This is a genomic window from Paenibacillus solani (genome assembly GCF_050475945.1).
Taxonomy (GTDB): Bacteria; Bacillota; Bacilli; order Paenibacillales; family Paenibacillaceae; genus Paenibacillus_AQ; species Paenibacillus_AQ solani_A.
On sequence record NZ_JBCMXJ010000018.1, the window covers coordinates 59,862 to 83,473 of the forward strand.

The following is a 23,612-nucleotide window of genomic DNA, read 5'->3' on the forward strand; positions in this document are numbered from 1 at the left end:
TATTTTGCGTCCGGGTTAAATTTGATTAAAGACATTTGAGCAGATAAGGAAATTCATGATTTTGGCTAATTTCGAAGAAAATATCTCTCCATATGGAATAAGTAAATTTTATTAAAATTAAATCCATGTTATATTAAATTTACTAACGCCTGTGGAGAGGGGATAGTTTAATGAGTGGTTTGAAGGAAATTGCGAGGCTCGCGGAGGTTTCGGTGTCTACAGTGTCCAACGTGCTTAATGGGCGCAAAAATGTAGGCGCGGAGACGAGGGAGCGGGTGCTGAAGTTATGCTCAGAGCACGGCTATTTCCCGCATAAGTCTTCCAAATCCGATAAAAACAATACCATTATTTTCGTCTTCAGCGACTTTGATCGCGATTATTATTTAAAGATCATCAAAGGCATCAGCCATTGCCTCACAGAGAATGGATATGACCTCATCATCTGCACGAATAAATCGAGCACGAATTTTATGCGCAGCAAGTTTGCAAGCGGTACCATAAGTCTGGACCGGAACATGACGGACGAGTACTTAATATCTGTGGCCACGCCGCAATTCCCCGTCGTTCTTATGGACCGGATTATTGATAACGAGTACGCAAACACCAAAAGCGTCATTGTCGACAACTACCCGGTCATGTGTGAAATGGTTCAGGCGCTCGTGGATAAACAGTTCAAAACATTCGGCTACATCGGCGGACTGGAGTTTACTTTAGATCACAAGGAACGTTTTGCCGGGTTTATGGATACGCTTTCAAAGAATGGCATCACATTTGATCGCCGTAATTACTTCCATGGCGACTACAGTGAAGAAAGTGGATACCAGGCTGCCAAAATCCTAATTCTAAGCAATGCCCTGCCGGAGGTGCTGGTCTGTGCAAACGACAACATGGCACTGGGTGCGATCAAGGCATTGGAAGAGAACGGGATAAAAATACCCGAGGACATTTCCATCACCGGATTCGATAATTCGGATGCGGCTGCGATGGCCGGCTTGACGACGATTGCGATCCCTCGTTACGAGAGCGGTTATCTCGCAGCGAAGGAGCTGCTTGAGATGATCAAGGGGACAACGGGCAAGGAGCCCTTTAAACTGAATGCCACCATCCAGTGGCGAAAATCCGTGAGATAAATTTTATGTGTGAAACTAGTAAAATATTAATCATTTTACTAGTTTTTTTACTTAATAGTTTTATGAAAACGTGTACATTCTTTATTGACATTCCAGGTAAACAGCCCTATGATTGGTTTGTAAACGTTTTACTTTATAGAGTCCTTAAGGGGAGGCGTGTCACTTGAAGAGAGTAAAAAAAGTACTAAGCGTGTTGACCGCAACGGCTTTGATTGCAACACTTGCAGCTTGCGGCGGTACATCTGACAAAGATTCCGGATCCGCATCTGGAGGAGACAAACTAAAGAAAATCACACTCTTCCAATCGAAAGTCGAAATTACAGAACCTCTTGAAGCCCTGGTTAAAACTTATAAAGAAGAAACGGGCAATGAGGTTGAAGTATGGGGTGCCGCTGGCGACGCTTATCAACAGCAGCTGGTAGCCAAGCTCGGAAGCAACCAGGGACCAACGATATTCAGCGTGGCTCCGGGCCCGGAATCCGAGAAGCTGAAATCCTATTTCTCCGATTTGAGCAGCGAAGAGTTTGTTAAGAACATTGCACCTGATATGGAATTGAAGGTTGACGATAAGACTGTCGGCATTCCATACGGTGTAGAAGGCTTCGGTCTTGTATACAACAAGGATCTGGTGGATCCGGCTAACGTAAAAGACCTGGATTCCTTCACTAAGACGCTGGAGCAGCTGAAGGCTGATGGCAAGAACGGTTTAAGCTTGTCTCAGGAGGCTTACTTCCTGATCGCACATATCATCAATACGCCGTTTGCGCTTCAACCTGATCCGATCGCCTATATCGATCAGCTGAACAAGGGCGAAGTGAAGATGGCCGATACGAAGGAGTTCCAAGAGTGGGCGAAATTCATGGACGCAATCAAGGCGAACACCAAGAACCCGCTTGAAGTGAAGTATGACAGCCAGATGGGCGACTTCGCTACGGAAAAAACGGCTATGGTGCATCAGGGTAACTGGAGTTACTCCATGCTTGCAGACTTCGGTGACTTCGGCTCCAAGGTCGGCATGATGCCATTCCCGCTCGCAGGCAATGACAAACTCGCCGTCGGTGTAGCGAGCTACTGGGTCGTAAACAATCAGGCGGATGCTGACGAAGTCAAAGCCGCGAATGCTTTCCTGAACTGGCTGTTTACCAGCGAGACTGGCAAGAAAGCCATCGTAGACGACTTTAAATTCATCCCGGCGTTAACGAATATTGAAGCAGGGGACCTGGATCCACTGTCACAAGCGGTGCATGAAGCAACAACGAAGGGTGAGACAATCACTTGGGCACTGAACTACTTCCCATCGGGTATCGTCACCAACGACTTGGCTCCGGCTACGCAGGAGTTCTTCATGAATCCGAGCATGACAGGCGAGCAGTTCCTGCAGAAGCTCGATGAAGTGTGGGCGAAAGCATCGAAATAATCGAGGCCAAAACGGAATCATCTGAAATAACAATTCCATCATATCGAAAGCCTAGCCTCAGACGTTCTGTAATGAGCGTTAGGCTTTTGTTTTTTCTAACATGAATTCAAGATTTGATGCCGCCTTGCAGGAATCAATCGGACGGAAAGAAGGTATGAATGATGAGCAACAGAAAGGATAAAGCCTGGTTTGCCCTGTTTACAGTGCCGCTTCTGTTTATTTTTACGACGGTAGTGATCATCCCGTTCATCATCGGGGTTGTGTATTCTTTCGTAAAATGGGACGGCATTCCGGCAAATCCCAAAGTATTCGTAGGATTGGATAATTACGTGCAGCTGTTCCAGGACGATCGATTCTTGTCATCGGCTTGGCATACAGTCCAATTCACGCTGCTGGCGCTGATCTGCGTCAATGTGTTGGGACTTGCATTTGCGCTGCTTGTGACGACGAAGCTCCGCTCAAGAAACGCGGCACGCACCATGTTCTTTATGCCCAACCTCATCGGCGGTTTGATCCTGGGTTACATCTGGCAGTTTATTTTTACGGATGCCTTCAGCTTCCTTGGTGAGAAAACCGGGTTTGACAGCGTGTTCTTTAATTGGCTGCTGCATCCACAGTTTGCATTGTACGCGATCGTTGCGGTATTCACCTGGCAGCTGGCAGGTTACACCATGATCATCTACATCGCGGGTATCCAGGGCATTCCGGATGAACTAATGGAAGCGGCCAAGGTCGATGGTGCCAACCTGTGGCAGCGCCTGAAGGGTATCGTGTTCCCGCTGTTAATGCCTTCGTTCACGATCTGTTTGTTCCTGACACTGTCCGGGGCGTTCAAAATCTATGATGTGAACCTGTCGCTGACCAAGGGCGGTCCGAGCAATGCGACAGAGATGTTTGCTATGAATATTTTTAATGAAATTTTTGCTTACGGTAATTATGGATTAGGTCAGGCCAAAGCGATCATCTTCTTCCTGATTGTTGCCGGACTTACGCTGACACAAGTGATCATCACGAAGAGAAAAGAGGTGCAGATGTAATGAAGAAATCAGGCAAATGGTTGCTCGATATCCTGCTGTTCCTCGCTGCGTTGGTCTTCTTGTCTCCCGTCTTCATCATGCTGATTAACTCGTTTAAGACTCGTGCCGAGCTGTATGAGAATGCGCTTGCGCTTCCTACTTCCTTCAGCTTTGAGTACTATAAATCGGCGATGGAGAAGATGAATTTCTTTACCGCTCTGGGCAACTCGCTGTATGTCACCATCATCTCGGTAGTTATCGTTATCATACTCGCCTCCATGACGGCATGGATGCTGGTACGGACGGACAATAAGCTGAGCAAGATCATCTTCTTCACGTTTGTAGCGACCATGTTGATTCCGTTCCAGACGCTGATGATGCCGCTGATGCAGGTCATGGACTGGATCCGCACCAATCTGCATATTCCGATGCTCAATACCCATGAGGGTCTGATCTATATGAACATTGGCTTTACGTCCAGTATGGCGGTCTTCCTGTACCACGGGTTTATCAAATCGGTGCCCGTAGCACTGGAGGAGGCGGCTACCCTTGACGGCTGCTCCAAGCTGGGAGTGTTCTGGCGAATCGTGTTCCCGCTGCTGACGAACATCAGTGTAACGATCGCGATTCTGAACGTCATTGCGCTGTGGAACGACTACCTGCTCCCATCGTTGACGCTGTCGGACAAAGGGCTGCGGACCATTCCGCTTTCGACCTTCTATTTCTTCGGAGAATTCACGATTGTGTGGAACCAGGCAATGGCTGGCTTGACGCTGACCATTATTCCGGTTGTGATTTTCTATATTTTTGCGCAAAAATACATCATCAAAGGGATTGCAGCAGGTGCAGTAAAATGAAGCGGATCATTACGAGAGCAGACGATTACGCTTCCAGCCGTTCTGCCAATCTTGCGATTGCCGCTGCGGTAGAGGCAGGATTCATCAAAAATGTGTCCATCATGGCGCCCGGTCCTTATCTTGCTGAGGCCGCGCAGCTGTTGGCACATCGCAGGGATATCTGCTTCGGCTTTCATATGACGCTGAACGCAGAGTGGGATCATGTACGCTGGGGACCTGTTACCGCGAAGGAACAGGTTCCTTCGCTTGTCGATCAGGCTGGATACTTCCATCAGCATCCGAGTCTGTTTCAACATCATCCGCCCTCCCTGGAGGAAATCCTTACAGAGTGCGATGCCCAGTTTGATAAACTAACCGCAGCAGGCTTCAACATCTCTTACGCCGATTCCCATATGCTGCCGGAACGCTTCATTCCCGGGCTGCAAGAAGAGCTTGACCGCTGGATGGAAGCGAAGGAGCTGATTAATCACCGCTATTATTACAACTTTTTCCCGGGCGGTGTGCCAAGCGGAATTGAGTCGTTTGAAAAGGTGCTTGGCAGCCTGACAGACGATCAGTACTTCTTTTTGTCCCATCCGGCACTGTATTCAGAGGAAATGGTACAATGCGGCAATGCTGAAGTGGACGGAGAGGAGCTCGCACGAGGGCGGCATCAGGAGGCATCCTTCCTTACACGGAAGGATTTGAACGAGATCAGTGAGCGATGGGGCTTCCGTGCCGTACGATATGATGAAGCGGTACCGATGTCAGATGTATAATGGAAGGTAATGATGATTGATAATCTCATATAGGCGAATCTGTCCGCTTATTTTTTAAACCCAATAACTGTACCTACAATATGCTTGCTATGAATCGGGCCAAATGTAAAACTATCGACACTCCTCCACCAACTATCGCCTATAACAAAATAATGTTCCGGGGGAATTGCGGTTTCTTTAACGTTCTGATGAAAATAATCATTAAACTGGCGAGGATCTTTCCCATTCTCTTTTGCCCATTTCATATATTCCTCCTCGTTCATTCCGTGATGCCTAGCGGTGCCATAAAAAGCATCAAGACGCAGATCATTGATAAAAACTTGACCTTTTTTTACTTTTAACTTTTCTCCCGGCATTCCGACAATCCGTAAAATTTTGGCCTCCGGTATATACGGGAATTTGTTTTTTAACTTTTCTATAGGTGTTTCGATGTACACCACATCACCTCTGTTAAATTCACGTTGATTGGGGTTAACAACAAATTTCCCCCACTCACCTGAATGATACTCAAATGTCCCCTGATCCATCTCATCGATTAGGTTTTCTACTAGAATGGTATCTTCAGGCACCTCTTTCATTTCACTAACGTAATAAGGGGTCACTGTATCACTAATTGTTTGAGGTGTCGATTTTTGAATATCACAACCGGTTACCAAGATTGAAAGAATGACTACTAACCATACGATTCTCATCTTTCTCCTCCAAAGTATAAAAATTAAATGCGATTTGTAGGTATATAAAATTATTAACGAAGTATTAGACATCATGACGATCATCTTCTTCATGACTACTTTACTACTACATATAACGGAAGCTATTCCTTAAGAGTTACGAAAATAATAAAATTAAGGACATCGCCATGTTTAGCCAGTTTTATCTTCAGAAGGGAGTCTGAGAGTTGCATTCTCAAGCAGTAATACATAAAAAAGCCTCCCCATTTACATGGAGAGGTTTTTTTGCATGTTCTATTCAAAATCGTTCGGATACCAACTTCGCCTGTGTGAACAAAAGCAGGTAATCACGGCCGCCGGCCTTGGAATCGGTTCCGGACATATTGAAGCCGCCAAATGGGTGAATGCCCACGAGTGCACCGGTGCATTTTCGGTTCAGATACAGATTGCCGACATGAAATTCCCGCCGGGCCTGCTCCAAATGAGCACGGCTGTTGGAAATTACAGCACCCGTCAGCCCATAGTCGGTGTTGTTGGCGAATTGGATCGCTTCAGCGAAAGAGGCTGCCTTCGTGAAGGCGACCAACGGGCCGAAGATTTCTTCTTGGGAAATACGTGCGGTGCTGTCCACATCCGCAAAGATCGTCGGCTGAATAAAATAACCCTCCGGGTCTCCAGGGAACCCCCCGAGCACGAGTCTTCCTTCAATCTTTCCAATATCGATGTATTGCAGAATTTTACGGTAGGCTGTTTCATCGATGACAGGTCCTACCTGTACCTCAGCATGAGAAGCGTTCCCGATCACCAGCTTTTTGGAGCGATCGATCACCTTCTGCAGCACGGTATCATAGACGTCCTCATGAACAATGGCTCGGGAGCATGCAGAACACTTCTGTCCGGAGAAGCCGAAAGCAGACGCAGTGATGGCATCCGCAGCGAGATCCAGATCGGCTTCGTTGTCCACGATGATCGTGTCTTTTCCACCCATTTCGGCTATGACACGTTTGATCCATTTTTGACCTGGTTGTGTCTTGGCCGCGCGTTCCTGAATCCGTAATCCCACGTCACGGGATCCTGTAAAACTGATGAACCTTGTCAGCGGATGGTCCACAAGATAGTCTCCCACCTCCTGACCCGGACCAGGCAGGAAGTTAACGACACCCGGAGGCAGGCTGACTTCTTTCAGTAACTCCACGAATTTGGCAGCGATGACCGGAGTGGTGCTCGCGGGCTTCAGCACAACCGTGTTGCCGGAGACGATAGCCGCTGCTGTCATGCCGGCCATAATCGCGAGTGGGAAGTTCCACGGAGGAATGATGATGCCAACGCCAAGCGGGATGTAATAGAGATGATTCTCTTCCTCCTCGTGGACCGTCAGCGGCTGGGGTGCACTCAGGCGCTGCATTTCACGTGCATAAAATTCCATGAAATCGATCGCCTCGGCTGTATCCGCATCCGCTTCGGCACGCGTTTTGCCGGCTTCGAGTGTCATCAGCGCAGAGAATTCGAGCTTACGTTGTCTTAAGATTGCTGCTGCCTTGTAAAGGTATCGTGCCCGCTCATTCGGATCGATGTGCTTCCAAGTCTCATAGGTAAGCGCTGCTGTCTGGATGGCTTGCTCTGCAAGTGTAACATCCGCTTGAGAAACAATCCCAATGACTTGTTGTTTACGAGATGGATTGAACGATTTAACCGTGCGCTCCGTCTGGATGTAGGTACCGCCAATAATGAGCGGATAGGTTCTACCAAGCTCAGCTTCGACTGCCGTAAGGGCAGACTCGTATAACCTGTTGTTCTGTTCATTTCTGAAATCCAGGAATGGTTCATTCCGAAAAGGTATGCGCATGGGGAGGCCCTCCTTCACGAGATATGCTGCAGTTTCATCGATGGCCCTGCTGTTCAATAAGTTTGGATGAGAGTGAGCTCTTAGTGTAAATAGACTATGTTAGATATGTATGTGTCCCTGCATGGCGTCATGATTTTTGCATATGAGTTAAGATAGGTGCTTTTTTTATAATAAAATTCAGCATAATTTGTAATATTCGTTTTAAGTTTTCCTTGTACAGCATACGGACAACGAATACGCTCGGGTTCAATCAGCATATTGGCATTGGACAGTCGCTTCATGCATTTTGCACATCTCACCTTCTAAGGGGGCCCTTATGGACGGAAATGAGTTTTACCGCAAAGTGATCTTGACGATATCCGGTAACAAAATCGTGAAGTGGTTGTCGATCAAGTATGGCCGGAGGCTGGCGGGCCGCTTTATAGCCGGGGATACGCTGGATGAAGCACTGGATGAAATTGAGAGGTTGAACGAGAAGGGGATTCTCGTCACGCTAGATCATCTGGGCGAAGGGATCCGTACGCTGGACGAAGCAGCCGGTTACCGTGAAGAATACTTAAGGCTTGTGGAGGGGATCTCGAAACGGGGCGTAGAGTCCCACATATCGCTGAAACCGACGCAGATGGGGATGGTTTTGGACCGTGAACAAGCTTACGAAAACATCAAGCAGGTGGTAAGAAGGGCAAAAGAGCACCGTAATTTTGTCCGTCTGGACATGGAGGACTCACCGTATACCCAGGCAACGATCGATATGGCGCTGCGGCTTCATAAGGAAGGGCTGACCAATGTGGGCACCGTACTGCAGGCCTATTTGTTCCGAACGGAGGAAGATGCCAAGCATTTGATAAAAGCCGGTGTCCACCTGCGGCTCGTGAAGGGGGCATACAAGGAGCCAGCAAACATCGCTTTTCAGCAGAAGCGGGAAGTCGTGAATAACTATAAGAAGCTGATCAAATTGCATTTCGATCAGGGGGTCTATGTTGCGATTGCCTCACACGATGACCACATCATCGACTGGGTGAAGGTGTTTGCTGAGCAGAGCTGCATAGACAAACAAGATTATGAGTTTCAAATGCTGTACGGGCTGCGGATGAACGATCAGGCCGCGCTTGCGCAGGATGGTTACCGGATTCGGTGTTACATGCCTTATGGAACGATGTGGTACCCATACTTTACACGGCGGCTGGCAGAGAAGCCTGCCAACCTGATGATGGTGCTCAAAAATATGTTCAAGTGAGACAATAACGAAAAAATGTCAAAACGCCCGCCATCCTGCAACCACAGGTAGGCGGGCGTTTTTCTATGATGCTGCCAAAATGGACGAAAATTCAAGCTCCGCAGGTATTATTCACCCGACAAGGTGTGATCGCCGCTCAAATATTTCTCAGTCAGGATGGAGAGCAGGCGAATGCCAACTTCGTTCTCTCCGCCTTCGGGAATGATCAGGTCGGCGTATTTCTTGGACGGTTCAATGAACGCCTCATGCATCGGCTTAACGGTTGTCAAATACTGATTATGGATCGACTGAATGGTCCGGCCGCGGTCCTCGATATCACGTACGACCCGGCGCAGCAGGCGCACATCGGGATCGGTATCCACAAACACTTTAATGTGAAGCAGCTTGCGCAGATTCTCATCAGACAGCACATGCAGACCTTCAATGATGACAATCTTATTCGGCTTGAGCTCGATGGTCTGATCCGTGAAACGGGCGTGAGCAGTAAAATCATAGACCGGAGCGAAGGCGGGTTGTCCGCTTTTTAAAACACCGAGATGCTCGATGAGCAGCCCATTGTCAAAAGCGAAAGGATGATCATAGTTGATCGCTTCGCGTTCCGCAAAACTGAGTTCTTGATGGTCTTTATAGTAGTTATCTTGTGAAATAAATGTCACTTTATCTGAACCAAGACGGTTGATGACAGAACGGGCAACCGTCGTTTTGCCTGATCCGGTGCCGCCGGCGATACCAATAATGAGCATAGCGAACCATAACCCTCCCTAGAGTTTACAATTTTTTTATTGTAGCACAGCATGTCCTTTATTTCACTATGGGATAGAGAGCAAAATGATGGGATTTCCTGATTTTCTTTATTCTTACCACGGAATAGTAAACCGAATCTGTATGACTTATCATAGAGGATATCATGACAACAATTGAGAATGTCTCGGAGGGAATCATTCATGCTTAATACCGCTATTTACCAGTGCAAGCCCGCCATATATCTTCAGCAGGGAGAGAATCGGGTAAGCATCGATTGGAGCCGCTATGATGCTGTGGCCCTGAGCGATACCGTTACGGGGCTTGACCCGAGCGAAGCGACGGAGGTTCGTGCCTGCTGGAGCTCCGACTGCTTCTACGTGCAGTTTGTTTGCGAGGATTCCTATATCGTCTCGGAGTATCGGCATCGGGATGACCCGCTGTATGAACAGGATGTCGTGGAGTTGTTTATAGATGAAGCAGGAGAGGGTTTGGAATATATCGAGCTTGAGGTAAGCCCGAACAATGTTATATTTGATGCGCGGATCCAAAACGATGGGCAAAAGTCGATCACGGACAGTGATGCAAAGTGGGATCTTACCGGTCTTCTGACCACGGTAGAAAACGATGGTAAGGGAAATTTGGTTTACGAGATTCACATTCCGGCGCAGAACTTTCAGAATCCGCCGCAAGCGGGACGAAGCTGGAACGTAAATTTTTACCGCATTGACGAGGACACCAACGGAAATCGGGGATATCAGGCATGGAGCCCCACCGGAGAGGTCAATTACCATATACCCTCGCGGTTCGGAAAGCTGGAGTTTGTGGATGCCATATAGCATGTACGCCCGGATATTGAAGAGGTGGACTACTAAGTGAAACCGGATGAAAGAAGCACCCCTAATGCCCAATAACCTTGCCATAAGTCGTCCCTTAGGAGTGATGAAGATTCAGCGAGAGGAGGTGACAGCATGAAAGGCAAACGAATTCTATGGGGAGTGACCGTACTGATTGCAGTCTCGTTGTTGATGCCGGGTTACTTTATTGCGCGCACGTATGGGCTTTTCCAGAATGAGGTGGTCCTGACTAAATACCAGCTGGCTGTCGATGTGGACGGTGAACAAGTGGATGCTTGGCCGCTGCTGGCCGGCTTTGCCGCCACCGATAAGCAGGGGGGAACTTCGACCGTTGTACTACAGGCTGGAAGGGTCGGACCTCAATATGCTGTTTCAATTGGCGTATGGGCATTTCGAGGTGGAGCCCTCGGAGGATAATCCTTTCTTGGCAGGGAGGGTCAAGTATGAACATCTGGAGAATGATTATATCCGAACGCGAAAAGAATATGTGAATGCAAAAGAATACCGTGAGGAATATATCTTCTATGACCATCGTAAGGAGCCTGTATTTACATATGATCCGCACGCCAAGGCGGATGGGGATATGGTGAAAAAGATTATCACCGCAGGCATGACACGCTCCAATGGCCAGGGAGGATCGGGAGTCGTGGAGGACAAGTACTTAAATGTCACCCGGTTGTTTGAGGAGCAGCTGGGCATCAGTATGCGGGTTCAGGTGGATAAGGAACGCAGGCTGGCCACGATTCAGGTGGAGCGGCTTAAATAGAATTTTTGAAAAAGAGGTGTCGTACCATGCAGCATATGAAATTGACTCAAGAGGTGGACCTTACCATCTCGCATCATCAGATTCAAGTCCGTTCGCGAGATTTTGATGAGGAGTTATGTCAGTGGGGAGAAATCAATATCAAGCAGGGGGCGGTCATCCATCCTGGTTATCTAACCTTTGATCCGATTCCTGACGATGCTTTCGGCGCTTGGGTAAAGCTAGCCTTAAAAGAGGCGTTCACGGAAGATCCGAACGCGGAGCGGCGGATGGTCGTACCGTTTGACGTTCTGGATCCCGGGAAGCTGGAGCTGTTGTCCGTCATGTCGAACGCCGTTATTGAGCTTCCGCTGGAAGAAGGGCGTTATGCGCTGTATTACGAGATTTGTGAGGATGAAGAAGTATATTACCGTCTGACTTTTGTGCGTGAAGGAGAGGATATTCAAGCCCGGTTTTTGATGGACGATGAATGGGGCGGCAGGGCTGGAGAGGCTTTGTCGGAGGGGCATTGTTAACAATCTTCCCTATGATTGATATAAGAAGAGGCCGTCTCCGTGTTGGAGAGGCCTCTTTTCTTGCGTCCATGCTGTTGTTCCGGCTTAGCTAACTCTGTATGGAAAGCAGAAACGATGAATTGCGTTGGAATTTGTTATTGTGCTGCTGTCACCGTAATATCTCCATGCTTGCCGTGATCCGCATTCAGGTTCAGCACATCCGTTAGGAAAGCAAGCGGAACATAGACATGGCCTTTGTTCATGACGGGAGCGGAGCCGAGCGAGTGGGGAGCCATTTTACCAAATGCATAGGCATCCTTGTTCAGTGTTACCGAACTCCATACGGCACCCTTGGAGATTTCGGCGGTTTTGCTCTTACCGTTCCACTTTACCTCGAATTGAAGCTGACGCAGCACATGGGCTGCTGGGACCATAATGTTGCCACTTTTATCCTTGTAATAAGCATCTGACTTCAATACGGCCGAAACAGGCTTTTCTTCGGATGCTTTACCTGGCAGCTTCACAGCAAACTCCGGTGTTCCCGTGGATCCTGGGGCGATGCTGTATTTTTGGAATACGATATAGGCCGTCCCGTTCTTAACATAGAAAGCTTGTTCCGCATCGATACCCTGGAATCCATCTTCGTTCGCGAAGTAATTGTCCTGATCCGCGGCAATCGCTGTTTTGACCGCTGTATCGACGATCGATTTGTAATTCTTACCGAATAGGTCCTCCAGCGTCACGAGCTGGGCTTCGGCTTCGTTTGTGAAGTTATACGTATCCACGCGGGGATCGCCGTTGTTCATTCCCATGCCTTCGGTGATCACCTTGAGGGAAATCAGATTGTCGTTCGTGCCGTCCGATGTGAGCTCGTAGTTGATCGTCAGCTGATAAGGGCGCATGGTAAAGCCGTTCTTTTTCGCACTTGCCGCCGTTTCGGCTGCTTCCTTCTCCCATTTGGTAATATCCTTATTAGCATGAGATTCGATGATGTCGTTTAGCTGATCTTGATACTTGGCATCGGCCAGACCCTGAAATACAGGAATTTGGATGTTCGTTTCCAGCCATTTCTCTTTGGATTGCAATGTTTTGGACGTGACCAATGGCAGTGCCTTGGCAGGAGCCTTTACCTGTTCCGTACTCGCCGCAGCTTTGGTTTCAGCATGGACATGAGCGGATGGCAGGCCCGAAGCGGATATCATCAGAATGCCAGCTAATCCGGCAGCAGCCAGGGTTTTGGTTAATGGGGTTGTATTTCTCACTGTTTTCATCATAATTACCTCCAGGCTTATGTTTATGTTTGTATTGCTTTGCAACAGGGATCGGAAGAACGATCTGCAATAGTAGTGTTGAACGATAAATTTACCGGATGTACTCGTTGCTGACGAGCAGATCTTGAATCACTTCCGTTGGGATCGTAAATTCCACGACGCCCATATAACCGGGAGCAACATCGTATTCGTTAAAACTGATGACCAGTTTGCCGCTTGGACTAATATAGAAGTTCTGGTCCTTGTCGATCGTTTGGAACAGATCTTCCGGTAACTCTGGCTCCACTCCAGGCTGCTCAACCCAGTAGATGTTGTCCGGATTATCCTGCATCTGCTGGCGCATCTGTTCCTTGATATTGTCGCTGATGACCTGGATATAAGAATCATCCTTGAACAGGCTTGGCAGTGTGATCACCAAATGGTTGATCTTGTCGATCGTATCGTACTGTCTGGATTCGGCCGAGCCTCCGGCAGACTCCACAACATAGCGCAAAAGAGTCAGCAGCTGTTCATTATCCGTGACCACTTCATAACCGCTGTCGAGGCTCAGATGTCCGCCGCCTTCCTGATTGAGCTGGGCAACTTCGTCTTTGAAGTTTTCATACAGTTTCTTGTTTTCTTCGAGGTATTTGTTATTCAGCGTTTGCTCTAGCTCCGTATTGCCCAGATTGGAAATGCCGGGCGTCTCGATATGCACTGCCGTGTTGTCGTCCTGCTCGGCGTATTCGCGAATGGTCATGACCTTGACGATCTCACCCAGAACGGGTACATCGGACATGGCTTTAGCGAAGGCTGGACTCGCGTTCACGCCGGCAAACAACAGTGCGCAGGCAGCGGCAACGCTGGCGATCCACGGTAAAGCTCTATTTTTTCTTCGTCTGGTTGCTATGGTCTTGTTGACAATCGAGCTTAATTCATCGGGAATAGGAGTGCTCTCGTACTGCTCTTTCATCCTATTCAGCTTGTCATGCATTATCGTTGTGCCTCCTCTTGATCTTCCTCACTTAGGTTCACCCGCAGTCTCTGTAGTCCCTGGTATAACCTCGTTTTTACCGTGCTGACATTCTCGTGGAGCACCTCGGCAATTTCGTCAATCTTCATATCTTCGAAGAACCGGAGAATAATGATGGACCGATATTTGTCAGGCAAATCGTCCAGAGACTGAGCCAGATCCAAATTTGGATAATGGTCATGGCTGCCGGGTAATATGAACTCCAGGTTCTCGTCGTCCATGACGTGGACTTTTTTCTGTTTTCGAATGAGATCCAGGGAGGTTGTGACAATAATTCGGAAAAACCAGCTTTTTAATGAACCCGTTTGCTTTAGTTTTTCCACGGATAAAAATGCTTTGTGGATCGCGTCCTGAACGATATCGAGGGCATCCTCTTTATTTCTGACGTAGCTGTATGCCAGCCTATAGGCGCTGTCTTGATTTTCGGTTATGCATTGGATAAGAAGCTTCTCAAGCTTCCGGCCGCCTCTCATGTAAATATGACACTCCTTTGGGCCCGCGCGGGTAACCATCAATTGCAATTGACTTACGGAAGCAAGACGTGCGAGTCTTTCAAAAAGTTTGATTTTGCGAAAAAAAAATTTCTAAAGGCGTTTCTGTCTTCATATTCAACTTATCCTTCAACAATCGCAACAAGAAAAAGCCCCCAGTTTTCACCGGGGGCTTGCAGACTCATCGTTATTCGCTCTCATATCTCTTAAGAATAATCGCTGAGTTATGTCCGCCGAAGCCGAAGGAATTGGACATGCCAATGTGGAGCGTGGCGTTTCTGGCCTCATTCGGCACATAGTCCAAATCGCAGGTTGGATCGGCATGTTCAAGATTGATCGTTGGCGGTATAACGCCTTCTTGCAGGGATTTCAGAAGGGCAATGGCCTCTGCGCCGCCAGATGCGCCCAGCATATGCCCGGTCATCGATTTGTTGGCCGTTACCGGGATGCGGTATGATTCCTCGCCGAACACCTGCTTGATAGCTGCTGTCTCCGAACGGTCACCGATGACTGTGCTTGTAGCATGGGCGCTGATGACATCTACATCGGCCGGAGAGAGGTTCGCTTCGGACAACGCCAGCTTCATCGCTCTTGCCGCGCCACTGCCGTCTTCCGGCGTAGCGACCATATGATAGGCATCCGAGCTGGCGCCGTAACCAATGACCTCTCCCAGTATGACCGCGCCCCTGTTTAGGGCATGGGAGAGTGACTCCAGAACGAGGATGCCAGCACCTTCTGCTATGACGAATCCATCGCGGTCTGCATCGAACGGCCGGCTCGCCCGGCCCGGTTCATCATTACGTGTGGACAGGGCGGTGGCATTAGCGAAGCTGGCTAGCGAGATATCCGTCAGCGCGGCTTCGGAGCCTCCCGCGATAATGATGTCGGAGCGGTCGGCCTGGATGTTAAAGAAAGCTTCGCCAATCGCCGTATTGCCGATCGAACATGCCGTAACCGGGGCAAGCGTAGAACCCAGCGCCTTATATTTAATGCTGATGAGCGCTGCCGCCATATTGGGAATCATCATAGGTACCAGGGTTGGACTGACCCGTTCGGGACCCCGAGATGACAATGTGTTGCTCTGATTCAACAAGGTTTGAATGCCACCGATGCCGGAGCCTACGTAGACTCCCATACGCTCATGATCAATCTGGTCAAGATCAAGGCCCGACTGGCTTATGGCCTGATCCGCCGCAGCCACTGCAAACTGGCAGAAGCGGTCCATACGCCGGGCTTCCTTCGTGCCGAACAAAGCGTTTGCGTCAAATTCCTTTACGGCGCCTGCAATTTGTACTTTCTGCCTCGATGTATCGATAGTTTCTATATGTGTAATACCGGATTCTCCCCGTACAAGCCGGGACCAAAACGTTTCCACGTCATTGCCCAGCGGCGATACGATTCCCATACCTGTAATTACGACTCTTTCCATAGATCCACAGCCTCCTTAAGACTTTATAACTTGTCAATCTTAAGGTTATAATGTCACGTGTAGTATCCTATTACAAGATACCGTTTATCCTAGTATAAATACTGCTATCCTAAATGAATGGAGATGGCTTATTCGATGAATTCCCAGGTTAGGCTTCAAGCGTTGTCGGCTTTCTTAAAAGGACAGCGCGCCAAAATCTCACCCGAGTCCGTCGGTCTACCGTCCGGTACCCGGAGGCGAACTCCAGGCTTGCGCAGGGAGGAGGTCGCCCAGCTGGCCGGTGTCAGCACCACCTGGTACACCTGGCTGGAGCAGGGACGCGACATCAAGGTATCGTCGTCCGTGCTGGACTGCGTCGCAAGTGCCCTGCAGCTGAACGCGGACGAACGCAGATATCTGTACTCCCTGGCGCTGGAGAGCGGGGCAGAGCCTTATACGGGTAAACACGAGGCGGTTCAGATCAGCCCGTCCCTGCAAAAAATCATCACCGAGCTGAAGTATTGTCCCGTTATGATATCCGATCGTATGTGCAACATCGTGGGGTGGAACCGAGCGGCAGCGTATGTGTTCCTTGATTTTGACCGCATCCCGCCGGAGGAGCGGAATATGATCCGGCTGCTTTTCACCCGCAGGGAATTTCAACGCCTGGCGGTGAACTGGGAGCAGTTCGCCAGTGGCTTCCTGTCCATGTTCCGGTCGTACTACGGGCAGTATGTTGAGGACGCGTGGTATGACCGTTTTTTGGAGGAGATGAAGAATGGGCATCCGGAGTTTAACCGCATGTGGGAGCAAAGCCAGGTCAGTTATGCCCCTGAAGTGCATTTGGAATTCCGTCACGCCAAGGCTGGCAAAATGGTGTATGAGCTCACATCGCTGAAAGTGTATGGAGCGGATGACCTGCGATGCAGCATCTATACGCCCGCCCCCGATACGACAACGGAAGCAAAGCTGCGGCAGTTGATGGAGGAGAAGTGAGCGAGTAATATTATTATTGAGATTGATATATATAATGTCAGACATAAATAGGGGTAATGTCATTTGGAATATAACCTGGAATGGTACCGAGTTTTTTATTGGACAAGTAAGCTGGGGAGTTTGACTAAAGCTGCGGAGAAACTTCACATTACCCAGCCAGCGGTCAGTCACACACTCAAACAATTAGAGAGTAGTCTTGGCGGTCAACTTTTTTTTCGTACTTCAAAAGGAGTTGTTTTAACAACGGAAGGAGAAGTCCTGTTCAACTACGTAGCACAGGCAATGAATTTACTTGAAATAGGGGAAAAGAAAATATCAGAGATGCAAGATTTGACTTGTGGGGCAATTAGCATTGGTGCAAGCGATACACTTTGCAGACATTATTTACTGCCACGTTTGGAGCAATTTCACAAACAATACCCCGAAGTTCGAGTGCACGTTACAAACCGTACTACGCCGGAGACCATTTCGTTACTGAAAGAGGGCAAAATTGACTTTGGAATCGTGAATCTGCCTGCTGAAGATCAAAAAATTGATTTTCGCAAAAGCTCAACCCTTCAGGATTGCCTCGTTGGTAATCAGGAGTACTCTTCGTTAGCCAAGAAAGTCCTCCCTCTTGAAGACCTGGCACGATACCCTTTATTACTCCTTGAACCTGGAAGTAACACTAGGGATTTTTTGGATAATTATGCTTTGACACATGGGATAAATCTCGAGCCTGAGCTTGAGCTAGGCAGTCTTGATCTTCTAGCACAATTTGCACAAAGTGGTTTTGGTCTTACGTTTATGGTGCGCGAATACATAACCGAGGAGTTAACTACAGGGAAACTTGTAGAGATTCCCCTATTCCCACCGATACCAGAACGTCATGTTGGAATTGCCACGCTTAAAGGCATGCCACTGTCGGCAGCATCAAGGCGTTTTTTAGAGCTCTTATAAATGTACAATGAAATCTCTCCTAGGGTAAGGATGGATGGTCCCTCCATTTTACTAATGAGGGGTTTCTTTATGTTTGACAAACTGAAAAGAGGGTCGTTCCTCAGTCACTATGAATGACTAAGGGACGACCCTCTTATGCTTACGATATCTATAGAACGATGTACCGATTAAACCCAATCCCGCCGCAGCGTGAAGAGATCCTTCAGCTCATCAGTAGACAGCTCGGTTATCCAGCCCTCGCTGCTGGCGATGATCTGATCGCTCAGCTGCTGCTTGCTCTCCAACATCTCATCGATCCGCTCTTCGAGGGTCCCCATGGAGATAAACTTGTATACCTGGACATCCTTGGTCTGTCCCATTCGATAAGCCCGGTCGGTTGCCTGATTCTCGACCGCAGGGTTCCACCAGCGGTCGAAGTGGAATACATGATTCGCAGCGGTCAGATTCAGACCGACGCCGCCGGCCTTGATGGAGAGGATCATGACATTCGGCTGCTCCTCGGGCGGCAGCGTCCGGGATTGAAATTGCTCAATCATGCGGTCTCGTGTCCGCTTGGGCGTGCTGCCGTTCAAGTATAGAACGGGCTCCCCAAGCTCTTGATTCAGCACCTGCCGCATCATTTCGCCCATGCCGATATACTGGGTAAAGATCAGGCAGCGCTCGCCCTCATCCCGCAGCTCCTTCACCATGGACAGCAGCCGCTCGAGCTTGGCCGAACGGTTGATGACGGCCTCGGTGTTGAGCAAGCCGCCCGCTCCCGGCAATTCCGGTAGCGGCTCCTTCGTCAGCAGGGCCGGATGATCGCAGAGCTGCTTGAACTGCGTAAGGGCTGCCAGAATGGCCCCTTTGCGTTCGATGCCCTCTAGCTTTTGCATGCGTTCCAGGAGGCTGTTCACGGTCTGGTCGTACAGGGCGCCTTGCTCCGCCGTGAGATGGATATAGGTCTTCATCTCGTTCTTGTCCGGCAGGTCGAGCTGAATCGCAGGATCCTTCTTCTTGCGCCGTAGCATGAAGGGCTTGATCAGCTTCTGAAGATCGGCTGTACGCTCCTCGTTCTTGTCTTTCTCGATGGCCTGGATAAATCGGAGATTGAACGCCCGCAGGCTGCCGAGATAACCGGGGTTGATGAAGTCATAGATTGACCACAGCTCGGACAGCCGGTTCTCAATCGGTGTACCGGTTAGCGCCACGCGGTGACTTGCCGGGAAGCTGCGCACCGCGGCGGATTGCTTGGTATCGGCATTTTTGATATTTTGGGCTTCGTCAATGCCGATTGCTTCCCACTTCATATCTCTTAACATCTCCTGATCGAGTGTTGCCGTCGCATAGGATGTAAGAATAATGTCCGCTTGATAAGCCTCTTGATAGAAATCCTCGCTGCTGCTGCGCTTTCCGCCGTAGTGAAGCATGACCTGGAGTGACGGGGCAAACCGTTCCAGCTCCTTCTGCCAATTGCCAAGCACCGAGGTCGGGCAGATCAGCAGGGAAGGGAGACGCTTTTCTTTTCGTTCCAGTGTTGTCTCCTTCACGTGCAGCAGATAGGCGATAAACTGTACAGTTTTGCCCAGACCCATGTCATCGGCAAGGCATGCGCCAAGGCCGTATCGTCGCAGGAAGGCTAACCAGGCAAAGCCGTCGTGCTGGTATGTCCGCAGCTCGGCCTTAAGTCCGGCCGGGACAGGGGGACTCGGCCATTCGCTTTGCCGGCTGAGCTGGCCGATAAGCTTCACGAAATGTTCATTCAGCTCCACTTCAAGCTTGATTCGTTCCGGGTCTCGCGTTTCCTCAGCATCCTGCTGTTGCTGCTCAGATTCATCGTTGTTTCCAAGCAGATGAAGATGCAGAATATCTTGAAACGATAGACCTTCCTCACGGTCTACGCCCGCCATCATCTGGCGGATTTGAGCGACCAGAGCAGGGTCCAGCGGTATCCACTGACCCCGGAATCGTACAAGCCGTTCGTTCCGGGCAACAAGCTCTGCGAATTCAGCCTCGGAGAGGTTAGCTTCCCCGATGGCGATGCGCCAATCGAAATTCACCAGTGCATCCAGACCGAACAGGGAACCACCGCTGTTACGCTCCGCGCCCTCGCCTTCGCCGGAGCGGACTTTCGCGCGCAGCTTGGGTTTCTTCCTGCTGGCGGCTTCCCACCAGGCGGGCAGCAGCACCAGCCATCCTGACTGAAGCAGCCGCTGGCTGTCGATCGTCAGAAATTGCCACGCCGCCTCGTCAGTCAGAGGGTTTCCGAGCACGTCTTCAGCAGGAGCATGAATCACCCGCTCCGGCAATGCGGCCCGCAAGCCTTGGAGCCAGCCGGAGGATCGCTCCATAACATGATCCGTCCAAGACTCCGGGCATGCTCCGTATGCATGCCCGTCATCAGCCAGACGGACGGCGACAAGCGCTGCTGCGTCCAACTTGTCCTGCAGCACGAGCCGAAGACGCCATTCGGCTTCTTCCTCGTCCGGCTCAAGCAGTTGCAGCAGGGGGCGGAACGGAGCCGTGTCCGGCCGCCACCCGATGGCGATCAGCCAGGACTTTTCATCCATGCCCTCGGCAGCGGTACGGTTCGGCGAGAAGAGCAGAGGATACTCTCTGCGCAGGTCGGCCGCCGCCTCTTCGCTGCCGTAATATTGCTCCTGCACAGCAGCCGAGAAGGCAGCCCGCAAGCCGTCCTCCCATATTTCATCTCCGTTCAGCAAAGCGAGGCGAACCTGTTCTTCGGTCGTGAAAGCCTCGGTATCCCAGACCCATTGTAGCTTGCCTGACTTGTAGGCATTTAAGCTGGGCGCATATTGTTTATTCTGAATGCAATTTGCCAGCGAAGGCGCAATCTCAATGAAGGGAAGGCAGTTCTCGTCCCATACCCATTCAATATGTTCAAGGAGCCGGCCATCCGCGAAGAAGGGGATGACTTGCTCGGAAGGCAGGACGACCACTTCCATATCCTGCACGGATTGAACGGCAAGCTCTGTTCCGTAGAAGGAGGCTTCGTGCCAAGCGAATAAACGGTGCTTCAGGTATTGTCCCGCTAAGTAACCCCGCATGACGGTAGACCCGTAAATTACGGCATCTCCGTATTCGCTTAATGCGATATGAACGGTGATGGTTTCAGTATGTTTGCTCATGATATCAGCTTTCCTCTCCGAAGCTCTTCCTGGAAGGCGCGAAGCCGGCTGTTGCGAACGGACAGGGAGATGATGAATACATCCCAGCGCTCCTGCTGCTTGAGCTTCTTATATAGCTTGGCCAACCGTTTGAGCAGCTTAACGGCTGCTTTATAGCCGGCCCGGTTCTTATGAAGAATGTATCGCTCGACAGCCTGATGGTAAAAAGGCAGCAGCAGCTCGGGCGCATTCTTCTCAATGGGGGCCAGCTCGCCAACCCGAAACTCCAGCGGTTCACGGCCTGTGCTTAATTGGTAGTCGATCCATTCCCGCCATCTGCCATGTGTGATCAAGGCATTCTGGTAGATGTCCTTCGAGTAAGGAAGCATGTCGGCGAGACTCTTCCACATCCGCTCAGCTTTTTCCGGCAGATGCTGAATGACGGCATCCCAGTAGAATTGATAGCTTCCCAGATGCTCACTGCGATGACTGCCAAGCAGCGGGCCGATCTCTGGAAGCCAGCGGGCCAAGCGGTCCCATTGCTGCCTTGCATGCAGCATGCCGAAGAAGCCGAGCACGGCTGCCGGGGGAAGGATGCTGACCTTATCCGCTTCCCGAATCAGGCTCCACGCTTGTTCGTCTTGACCGAGGTAGAAGGACATTAGTCCCTGCGCCATATACCACGAGGCGCGCGCGAGGGAGCTGCCATATTCGGATTCAGCTGCTTGCAGCTGATCTAATTCTTCTCTGATCGTACCTTCACTTGTTTTCATAAGCGGGTAGATCCAGTATATCCAGAGCTGCATATAGACCTGGGTGTAAAATTTACGATTCCTAGGTTCAGTCAGCATACTCTGTCGCACAAGGACATTGGTTTCAGATAAACGCTGGCCAAAAGCTTCCTTAGACTCGCTGTCCTCCAGTCCCTCCTTGAAGATGCGCTCGATACTAGCCTGGATATGATCCGCAGCAACCTGCGTGTGATAGCCGATATAAGAGCCGGAAGAATTCCAGGCACTGGTCGGCTGTTTAACGAGCTTCCCCAGAACGAATAAATGGGCATGAAGCTCATATAAAGCATCCATATCCGGCGGCATCGGTGGCTTGATGTGATGAAGGGAGGAAAGGGCATTTTTGGCGTAAAATGAATTCTGCGTATTTGTCCCCAGCGAAGCCGTGCAAACTTCAAATAACTCATGCCATGCAGAGATGGGCAGCTCGGGCAGATGGTCTGCCTTGGCTCTCCAGCTCGATGTTCCGGGAGACGGCCGTTCCTGTGTGTAACGGAGATTAGTCTCGCTTCGGTCATAGGTAGAGCTCGCGGTATACGTAGTGGAATGCGCATTAACGAGAGCATGGATGGAACGACCCTGGAGCTGGGCATAATCCAGCAGAACCGCAACCATATGCTTGCAACCCTCCTTAACGGGACAGCTGCACTCGCTCTCATCCAGGGCAGTAAGATGAAGCTGGACATGATAGGTTTCCGTTCCGTCCACAGCAGCTTCGAGGATGCCGGAAGCGTCCGAATACTCCATATCATGAACGCGGCCTTGCTTGTAATATTGAAATCCCCGCTTGATCGTCAGATCGCTGAAATAACCGGCGGTTTGCTGAATAAGCGCCTGCCATTGTATATCATCTAAAGTTTGATTTGGGTTCATTATCGGTTGTCTCCTAAGAGAAAATAATTCTGAGTATCCATCCATTTAATCTATCACATTCCTATAGATGAAGAAACAAGCCGGAGATCTTGTGCAGGCAGTCGGCTCCGGTCATGTCGGATGTCCAAGTGGATCATGAGGTGAGAAGTTCAGGCAGAACTTGGGGAGGAGGGGTCATGGAAACAATTGCTGCATATCACAACACGCAAAAGTCTCCCATTCCGAAGGACCGGAACAGGAGACGTCTTATTCTGTACATTGTAAGCAATGTGCCCTGTGCGCACGGTGTTTGGTCCGGGGCAAACTCGTATGGCTAATGGTCACAAATACCTTCTGACTTAGTCGGGTCCTTTACTGGTTACCATTTCTTAGTGGCCCAAACTAAGTCCATCTTCATAATCGCCGGTTTCTTTTCTCATCAATATAAATTTCTAGTAGAGTTATGGCTCGAATCATCAATTTGATAAGCAGATATAATGCATATAATCCAAGCAGCATGAACAGTCCATTGATGATGAAAAACAACATGGGCCATATGCTGAATATGGAACTCCCCATCATTATGTCGCTCACCTCCCTCCAAGGCTTTATTCTTACTGCAAACCAAACCAATAGCGAACATTATTGCTGCCTCATCTTTAGATGGTCTTATCCAGCAGCCTGGATACAGGGGCGGGAATCATCTGAATTCAGGACATATCAATAGTGTCCATCCCGGATGAACGCCAGCTTCGCTTGCGTGCAAAAATTCCATAATATAACAACCTTAACACAACATAAGCAATTATGTGATGATTTTCTTTTGCAAAATGAAGGAAAACCAACCGGGCATATGTCAGGAAAGTTACAGTTACAAGGAGATTTACTTTTTGTCTATTTCTCTTAAAAATCGACAAACTTCTCCCGGTCACGTTACGTCTAAGTTATAGTTAGATAT

At 49.6% G+C, this 23,612-nt stretch carries 22 protein-coding genes; 13 read left to right on the forward strand and 9 right to left on the reverse strand.

The genetic code is table 11. The features are described from left to right. Window positions 1–170 precede the first annotated feature (170 nt). The 5 genes from ABEQ74_RS23820 to ABEQ74_RS23840 all read left to right on the forward strand — a co-directional run bounded on the left by ABEQ74_RS23820 (window position 171) and on the right by ABEQ74_RS23840 (window position 5,178). Window positions 171–1,130, forward strand: a complete 960-nt coding sequence (locus tag ABEQ74_RS23820) for a LacI family DNA-binding transcriptional regulator (protein WP_430124676.1) — start codon at window positions 171–173, stop codon at window positions 1,128–1,130. 163 nt (window positions 1,131–1,293) lie between these two features. Further along, window positions 1,294–2,547 carry an ABC transporter substrate-binding protein gene (locus tag ABEQ74_RS23825; RefSeq protein ID WP_430124677.1) on the forward strand — a complete coding sequence of 418 codons (1,254 nt, stop codon included), beginning with the start codon at window positions 1,294–1,296 and terminating at the stop codon, window positions 2,545–2,547. Window positions 2,548–2,708: 161 nt separating this feature from the next. Next, on the forward strand, window positions 2,709–3,584 hold the full coding sequence (locus ABEQ74_RS23830; RefSeq protein ID WP_430124678.1) for a carbohydrate ABC transporter permease: 876 nt from the start codon (window positions 2,709–2,711) through the stop codon (window positions 3,582–3,584). Further along, the gene (locus tag ABEQ74_RS23835) at window positions 3,584–4,420 is read left to right on the forward strand and encodes a carbohydrate ABC transporter permease (protein ID WP_430124679.1); all 837 of its coding nucleotides are present in this window, start codon (window positions 3,584–3,586) and stop codon (window positions 4,418–4,420) included. The genes ABEQ74_RS23830 and ABEQ74_RS23835 overlap by 1 nt, the downstream gene beginning before the upstream one ends. After that, the gene (locus ABEQ74_RS23840) at window positions 4,417–5,178 is read left to right on the forward strand and encodes a ChbG/HpnK family deacetylase (RefSeq protein ID WP_430124680.1); all 762 of its coding nucleotides are present in this window, start codon (window positions 4,417–4,419) and stop codon (window positions 5,176–5,178) included. Before ABEQ74_RS23835 ends, ABEQ74_RS23840 begins: the two co-directional genes overlap by 4 nt. 47 nt (window positions 5,179–5,225) lie before the next feature. Here ABEQ74_RS23840 and lepB read toward each other — a convergent pair whose 3' ends face one another. Together lepB and pruA are read right to left on the reverse strand one after the other, a co-directional pair. After that, entirely contained in the window at window positions 5,226–5,870 is a 645-nt protein-coding gene (gene lepB / locus ABEQ74_RS23845; RefSeq protein ID WP_430124681.1) for a signal peptidase I, read from the reverse strand. A gap of 277 nt (window positions 5,871–6,147) precedes the next feature. Further along, complete coding sequence (pruA, locus tag ABEQ74_RS23850) at window positions 6,148–7,695, reverse strand: L-glutamate gamma-semialdehyde dehydrogenase (RefSeq protein WP_430124682.1); 1,548 nt, start codon at window positions 7,693–7,695, stop codon at window positions 6,148–6,150. Window positions 7,696–8,011: 316 nt separating this feature from the next. Between pruA and ABEQ74_RS23855 the strand changes: the two genes are divergently transcribed. Further along, window positions 8,012–8,932: a proline dehydrogenase family protein gene (locus ABEQ74_RS23855; RefSeq protein ID WP_430124684.1), complete on the forward strand. Its 921-nt coding sequence runs from the start codon at window positions 8,012–8,014 to the stop codon at window positions 8,930–8,932. A gap of 107 nt (window positions 8,933–9,039) precedes the next feature. Here ABEQ74_RS23855 and udk read toward each other — a convergent pair whose 3' ends face one another. After that, a complete protein-coding gene (udk, locus tag ABEQ74_RS23860) occupies window positions 9,040–9,675 on the reverse strand; it encodes a uridine kinase (RefSeq protein ID WP_053490295.1) in 636 nt (211 codons plus the stop codon). Window positions 9,676–9,876: 201 nt separating this feature from the next. Between udk and ABEQ74_RS23865 the strand changes: the two genes are divergently transcribed. The 4 genes from ABEQ74_RS23865 to comJ all read left to right on the forward strand — a co-directional run bounded on the left by ABEQ74_RS23865 (window position 9,877) and on the right by comJ (window position 11,808). Further along, window positions 9,877–10,512: a carbohydrate-binding family 9-like protein gene (locus ABEQ74_RS23865; RefSeq protein WP_430124685.1), complete on the forward strand. Its 636-nt coding sequence runs from the start codon at window positions 9,877–9,879 to the stop codon at window positions 10,510–10,512. 132 nt (window positions 10,513–10,644) lie between these two features. Continuing rightward, complete coding sequence (locus ABEQ74_RS23870) at window positions 10,645–10,947, forward strand: hypothetical protein (RefSeq protein WP_430124686.1); 303 nt, start codon at window positions 10,645–10,647, stop codon at window positions 10,945–10,947. A gap of 7 nt (window positions 10,948–10,954) precedes the next feature. Further along, window positions 10,955–11,296: a hypothetical protein gene (locus ABEQ74_RS23875; RefSeq protein ID WP_430124687.1), complete on the forward strand. Its 342-nt coding sequence runs from the start codon at window positions 10,955–10,957 to the stop codon at window positions 11,294–11,296. A 26-nt stretch (window positions 11,297–11,322) separates the two neighbouring features. Beyond that, window positions 11,323–11,808 (forward strand): competence protein ComJ, encoded by a 486-nt coding sequence (comJ, locus tag ABEQ74_RS23880; protein ID WP_430124688.1) that lies wholly within the window; start codon window positions 11,323–11,325, stop codon window positions 11,806–11,808. 134 nt (window positions 11,809–11,942) lie between these two features. Here comJ and ABEQ74_RS23885 read toward each other — a convergent pair whose 3' ends face one another. The 4 genes from ABEQ74_RS23885 to fabF form a co-directional block, all read right to left on the reverse strand. Next, window positions 11,943–13,058: a stalk domain-containing protein gene (locus ABEQ74_RS23885; RefSeq protein ID WP_430124689.1), complete on the reverse strand. Its 1,116-nt coding sequence runs from the start codon at window positions 13,056–13,058 to the stop codon at window positions 11,943–11,945. 91 nt (window positions 13,059–13,149) lie between these two features. After that, on the reverse strand, window positions 13,150–14,031 hold the full coding sequence (locus ABEQ74_RS23890) for a DUF3298 domain-containing protein (protein WP_430124690.1): 882 nt from the start codon (window positions 14,029–14,031) through the stop codon (window positions 13,150–13,152). Continuing rightward, window positions 14,031–14,543 carry an RNA polymerase sigma factor gene (locus ABEQ74_RS23895; RefSeq protein WP_430124692.1) on the reverse strand — a complete coding sequence of 171 codons (513 nt, stop codon included), beginning with the start codon at window positions 14,541–14,543 and terminating at the stop codon, window positions 14,031–14,033. The genes ABEQ74_RS23890 and ABEQ74_RS23895 overlap by 1 nt, the downstream gene beginning before the upstream one ends. Before the next feature lie 205 nt (window positions 14,544–14,748). After that, window positions 14,749–15,990: a beta-ketoacyl-ACP synthase II gene (gene fabF / locus ABEQ74_RS23900; RefSeq protein ID WP_430124694.1), complete on the reverse strand. Its 1,242-nt coding sequence runs from the start codon at window positions 15,988–15,990 to the stop codon at window positions 14,749–14,751. A 135-nt stretch (window positions 15,991–16,125) separates the two neighbouring features. On the opposite strand from fabF, the gene ABEQ74_RS23905 reads away from it, so the two are divergent. Further along, a complete protein-coding gene (locus ABEQ74_RS23905; protein ID WP_430124695.1) occupies window positions 16,126–16,965 on the forward strand; it encodes a helix-turn-helix transcriptional regulator in 840 nt (279 codons plus the stop codon). Window positions 16,966–17,028: 63 nt separating this feature from the next. Further along, the gene (locus tag ABEQ74_RS23910) at window positions 17,029–17,904 is read left to right on the forward strand and encodes a LysR family transcriptional regulator (RefSeq protein WP_430124697.1); all 876 of its coding nucleotides are present in this window, start codon (window positions 17,029–17,031) and stop codon (window positions 17,902–17,904) included. Window positions 17,905–18,071: 167 nt separating this feature from the next. Here the strand turns inward: ABEQ74_RS23910 and ABEQ74_RS23915 are convergent, their stop codons facing one another. Beyond that, window positions 18,072–21,032, reverse strand: coding sequence for a DEAD/DEAH box helicase (locus tag ABEQ74_RS23915; protein WP_430124698.1), 2,961 nt, complete (start codon window positions 21,030–21,032; stop codon window positions 18,072–18,074). Further along, window positions 21,029–22,675, reverse strand: coding sequence for an SWIM zinc finger family protein (locus ABEQ74_RS23920; RefSeq protein WP_430124699.1), 1,647 nt, complete (start codon window positions 22,673–22,675; stop codon window positions 21,029–21,031). Before ABEQ74_RS23920 ends, ABEQ74_RS23915 begins: the two co-directional genes overlap by 4 nt. A 176-nt stretch (window positions 22,676–22,851) precedes the next feature. On the opposite strand from ABEQ74_RS23920, the gene ABEQ74_RS23925 reads away from it, so the two are divergent. After that, complete coding sequence (locus ABEQ74_RS23925) at window positions 22,852–22,992, forward strand: hypothetical protein (RefSeq protein ID WP_430124700.1); 141 nt, start codon at window positions 22,852–22,854, stop codon at window positions 22,990–22,992. The last annotated feature ends 620 nt before the right edge of the window (window positions 22,993–23,612 follow it).

Excerpts from the sequence above, each read along its gene's own strand:
- ABEQ74_RS23820 (WP_430124676.1), top strand. The coding sequence starts at position 171 with ATGAGTGGTTTGAAGGAAATTGCGAGGCTCGCGGAGGTTTCGGTGTCT.
- ABEQ74_RS23830 (WP_430124678.1), top strand. The coding sequence starts at position 2,709 with ATGAGCAACAGAAAGGATAAAGCCTGGTTTGCCCTGTTTACAGTGCCG.
- ABEQ74_RS23835 (WP_430124679.1), top strand. The coding sequence starts at position 3,584 with ATGAAGAAATCAGGCAAATGGTTGCTCGATATCCTGCTGTTCCTCGCT.
- ABEQ74_RS23840 (WP_430124680.1), top strand. The coding sequence starts at position 4,417 with ATGAAGCGGATCATTACGAGAGCAGACGATTACGCTTCCAGCCGTTCT.
- lepB (WP_430124681.1), bottom strand. The coding sequence starts at position 5,870 with ATGAGAATCGTATGGTTAGTAGTCATTCTTTCAATCTTGGTAACCGGT.
- pruA (WP_430124682.1), bottom strand. The coding sequence starts at position 7,695 with ATGCGCATACCTTTTCGGAATGAACCATTCCTGGATTTCAGAAATGAA.
- ABEQ74_RS23855 (WP_430124684.1), top strand. The coding sequence starts at position 8,012 with ATGGACGGAAATGAGTTTTACCGCAAAGTGATCTTGACGATATCCGGT.
- udk (WP_053490295.1), bottom strand. The coding sequence starts at position 9,675 with ATGCTCATTATTGGTATCGCCGGCGGCACCGGATCAGGCAAAACGACG.
- ABEQ74_RS23865 (WP_430124685.1), top strand. The coding sequence starts at position 9,877 with ATGCTTAATACCGCTATTTACCAGTGCAAGCCCGCCATATATCTTCAG.
- ABEQ74_RS23870 (WP_430124686.1), top strand. The coding sequence starts at position 10,645 with ATGAAAGGCAAACGAATTCTATGGGGAGTGACCGTACTGATTGCAGTC.
- comJ (WP_430124688.1), top strand. The coding sequence starts at position 11,323 with ATGCAGCATATGAAATTGACTCAAGAGGTGGACCTTACCATCTCGCAT.
- ABEQ74_RS23885 (WP_430124689.1), bottom strand. The coding sequence starts at position 13,058 with ATGAAAACAGTGAGAAATACAACCCCATTAACCAAAACCCTGGCTGCT.
- ABEQ74_RS23890 (WP_430124690.1), bottom strand. The coding sequence starts at position 14,031 with ATGCATGACAAGCTGAATAGGATGAAAGAGCAGTACGAGAGCACTCCT.
- ABEQ74_RS23895 (WP_430124692.1), bottom strand. The coding sequence starts at position 14,543 with ATGAGAGGCGGCCGGAAGCTTGAGAAGCTTCTTATCCAATGCATAACC.
- fabF (WP_430124694.1), bottom strand. The coding sequence starts at position 15,990 with ATGGAAAGAGTCGTAATTACAGGTATGGGAATCGTATCGCCGCTGGGC.
- ABEQ74_RS23905 (WP_430124695.1), top strand. The coding sequence starts at position 16,126 with ATGAATTCCCAGGTTAGGCTTCAAGCGTTGTCGGCTTTCTTAAAAGGA.
- ABEQ74_RS23915 (WP_430124698.1), bottom strand. The coding sequence starts at position 21,032 with ATGAGCAAACATACTGAAACCATCACCGTTCATATCGCATTAAGCGAA.
- ABEQ74_RS23920 (WP_430124699.1), bottom strand. The coding sequence starts at position 22,675 with ATGAACCCAAATCAAACTTTAGATGATATACAATGGCAGGCGCTTATT.
- ABEQ74_RS23925 (WP_430124700.1), top strand. The coding sequence starts at position 22,852 with ATGGAAACAATTGCTGCATATCACAACACGCAAAAGTCTCCCATTCCG.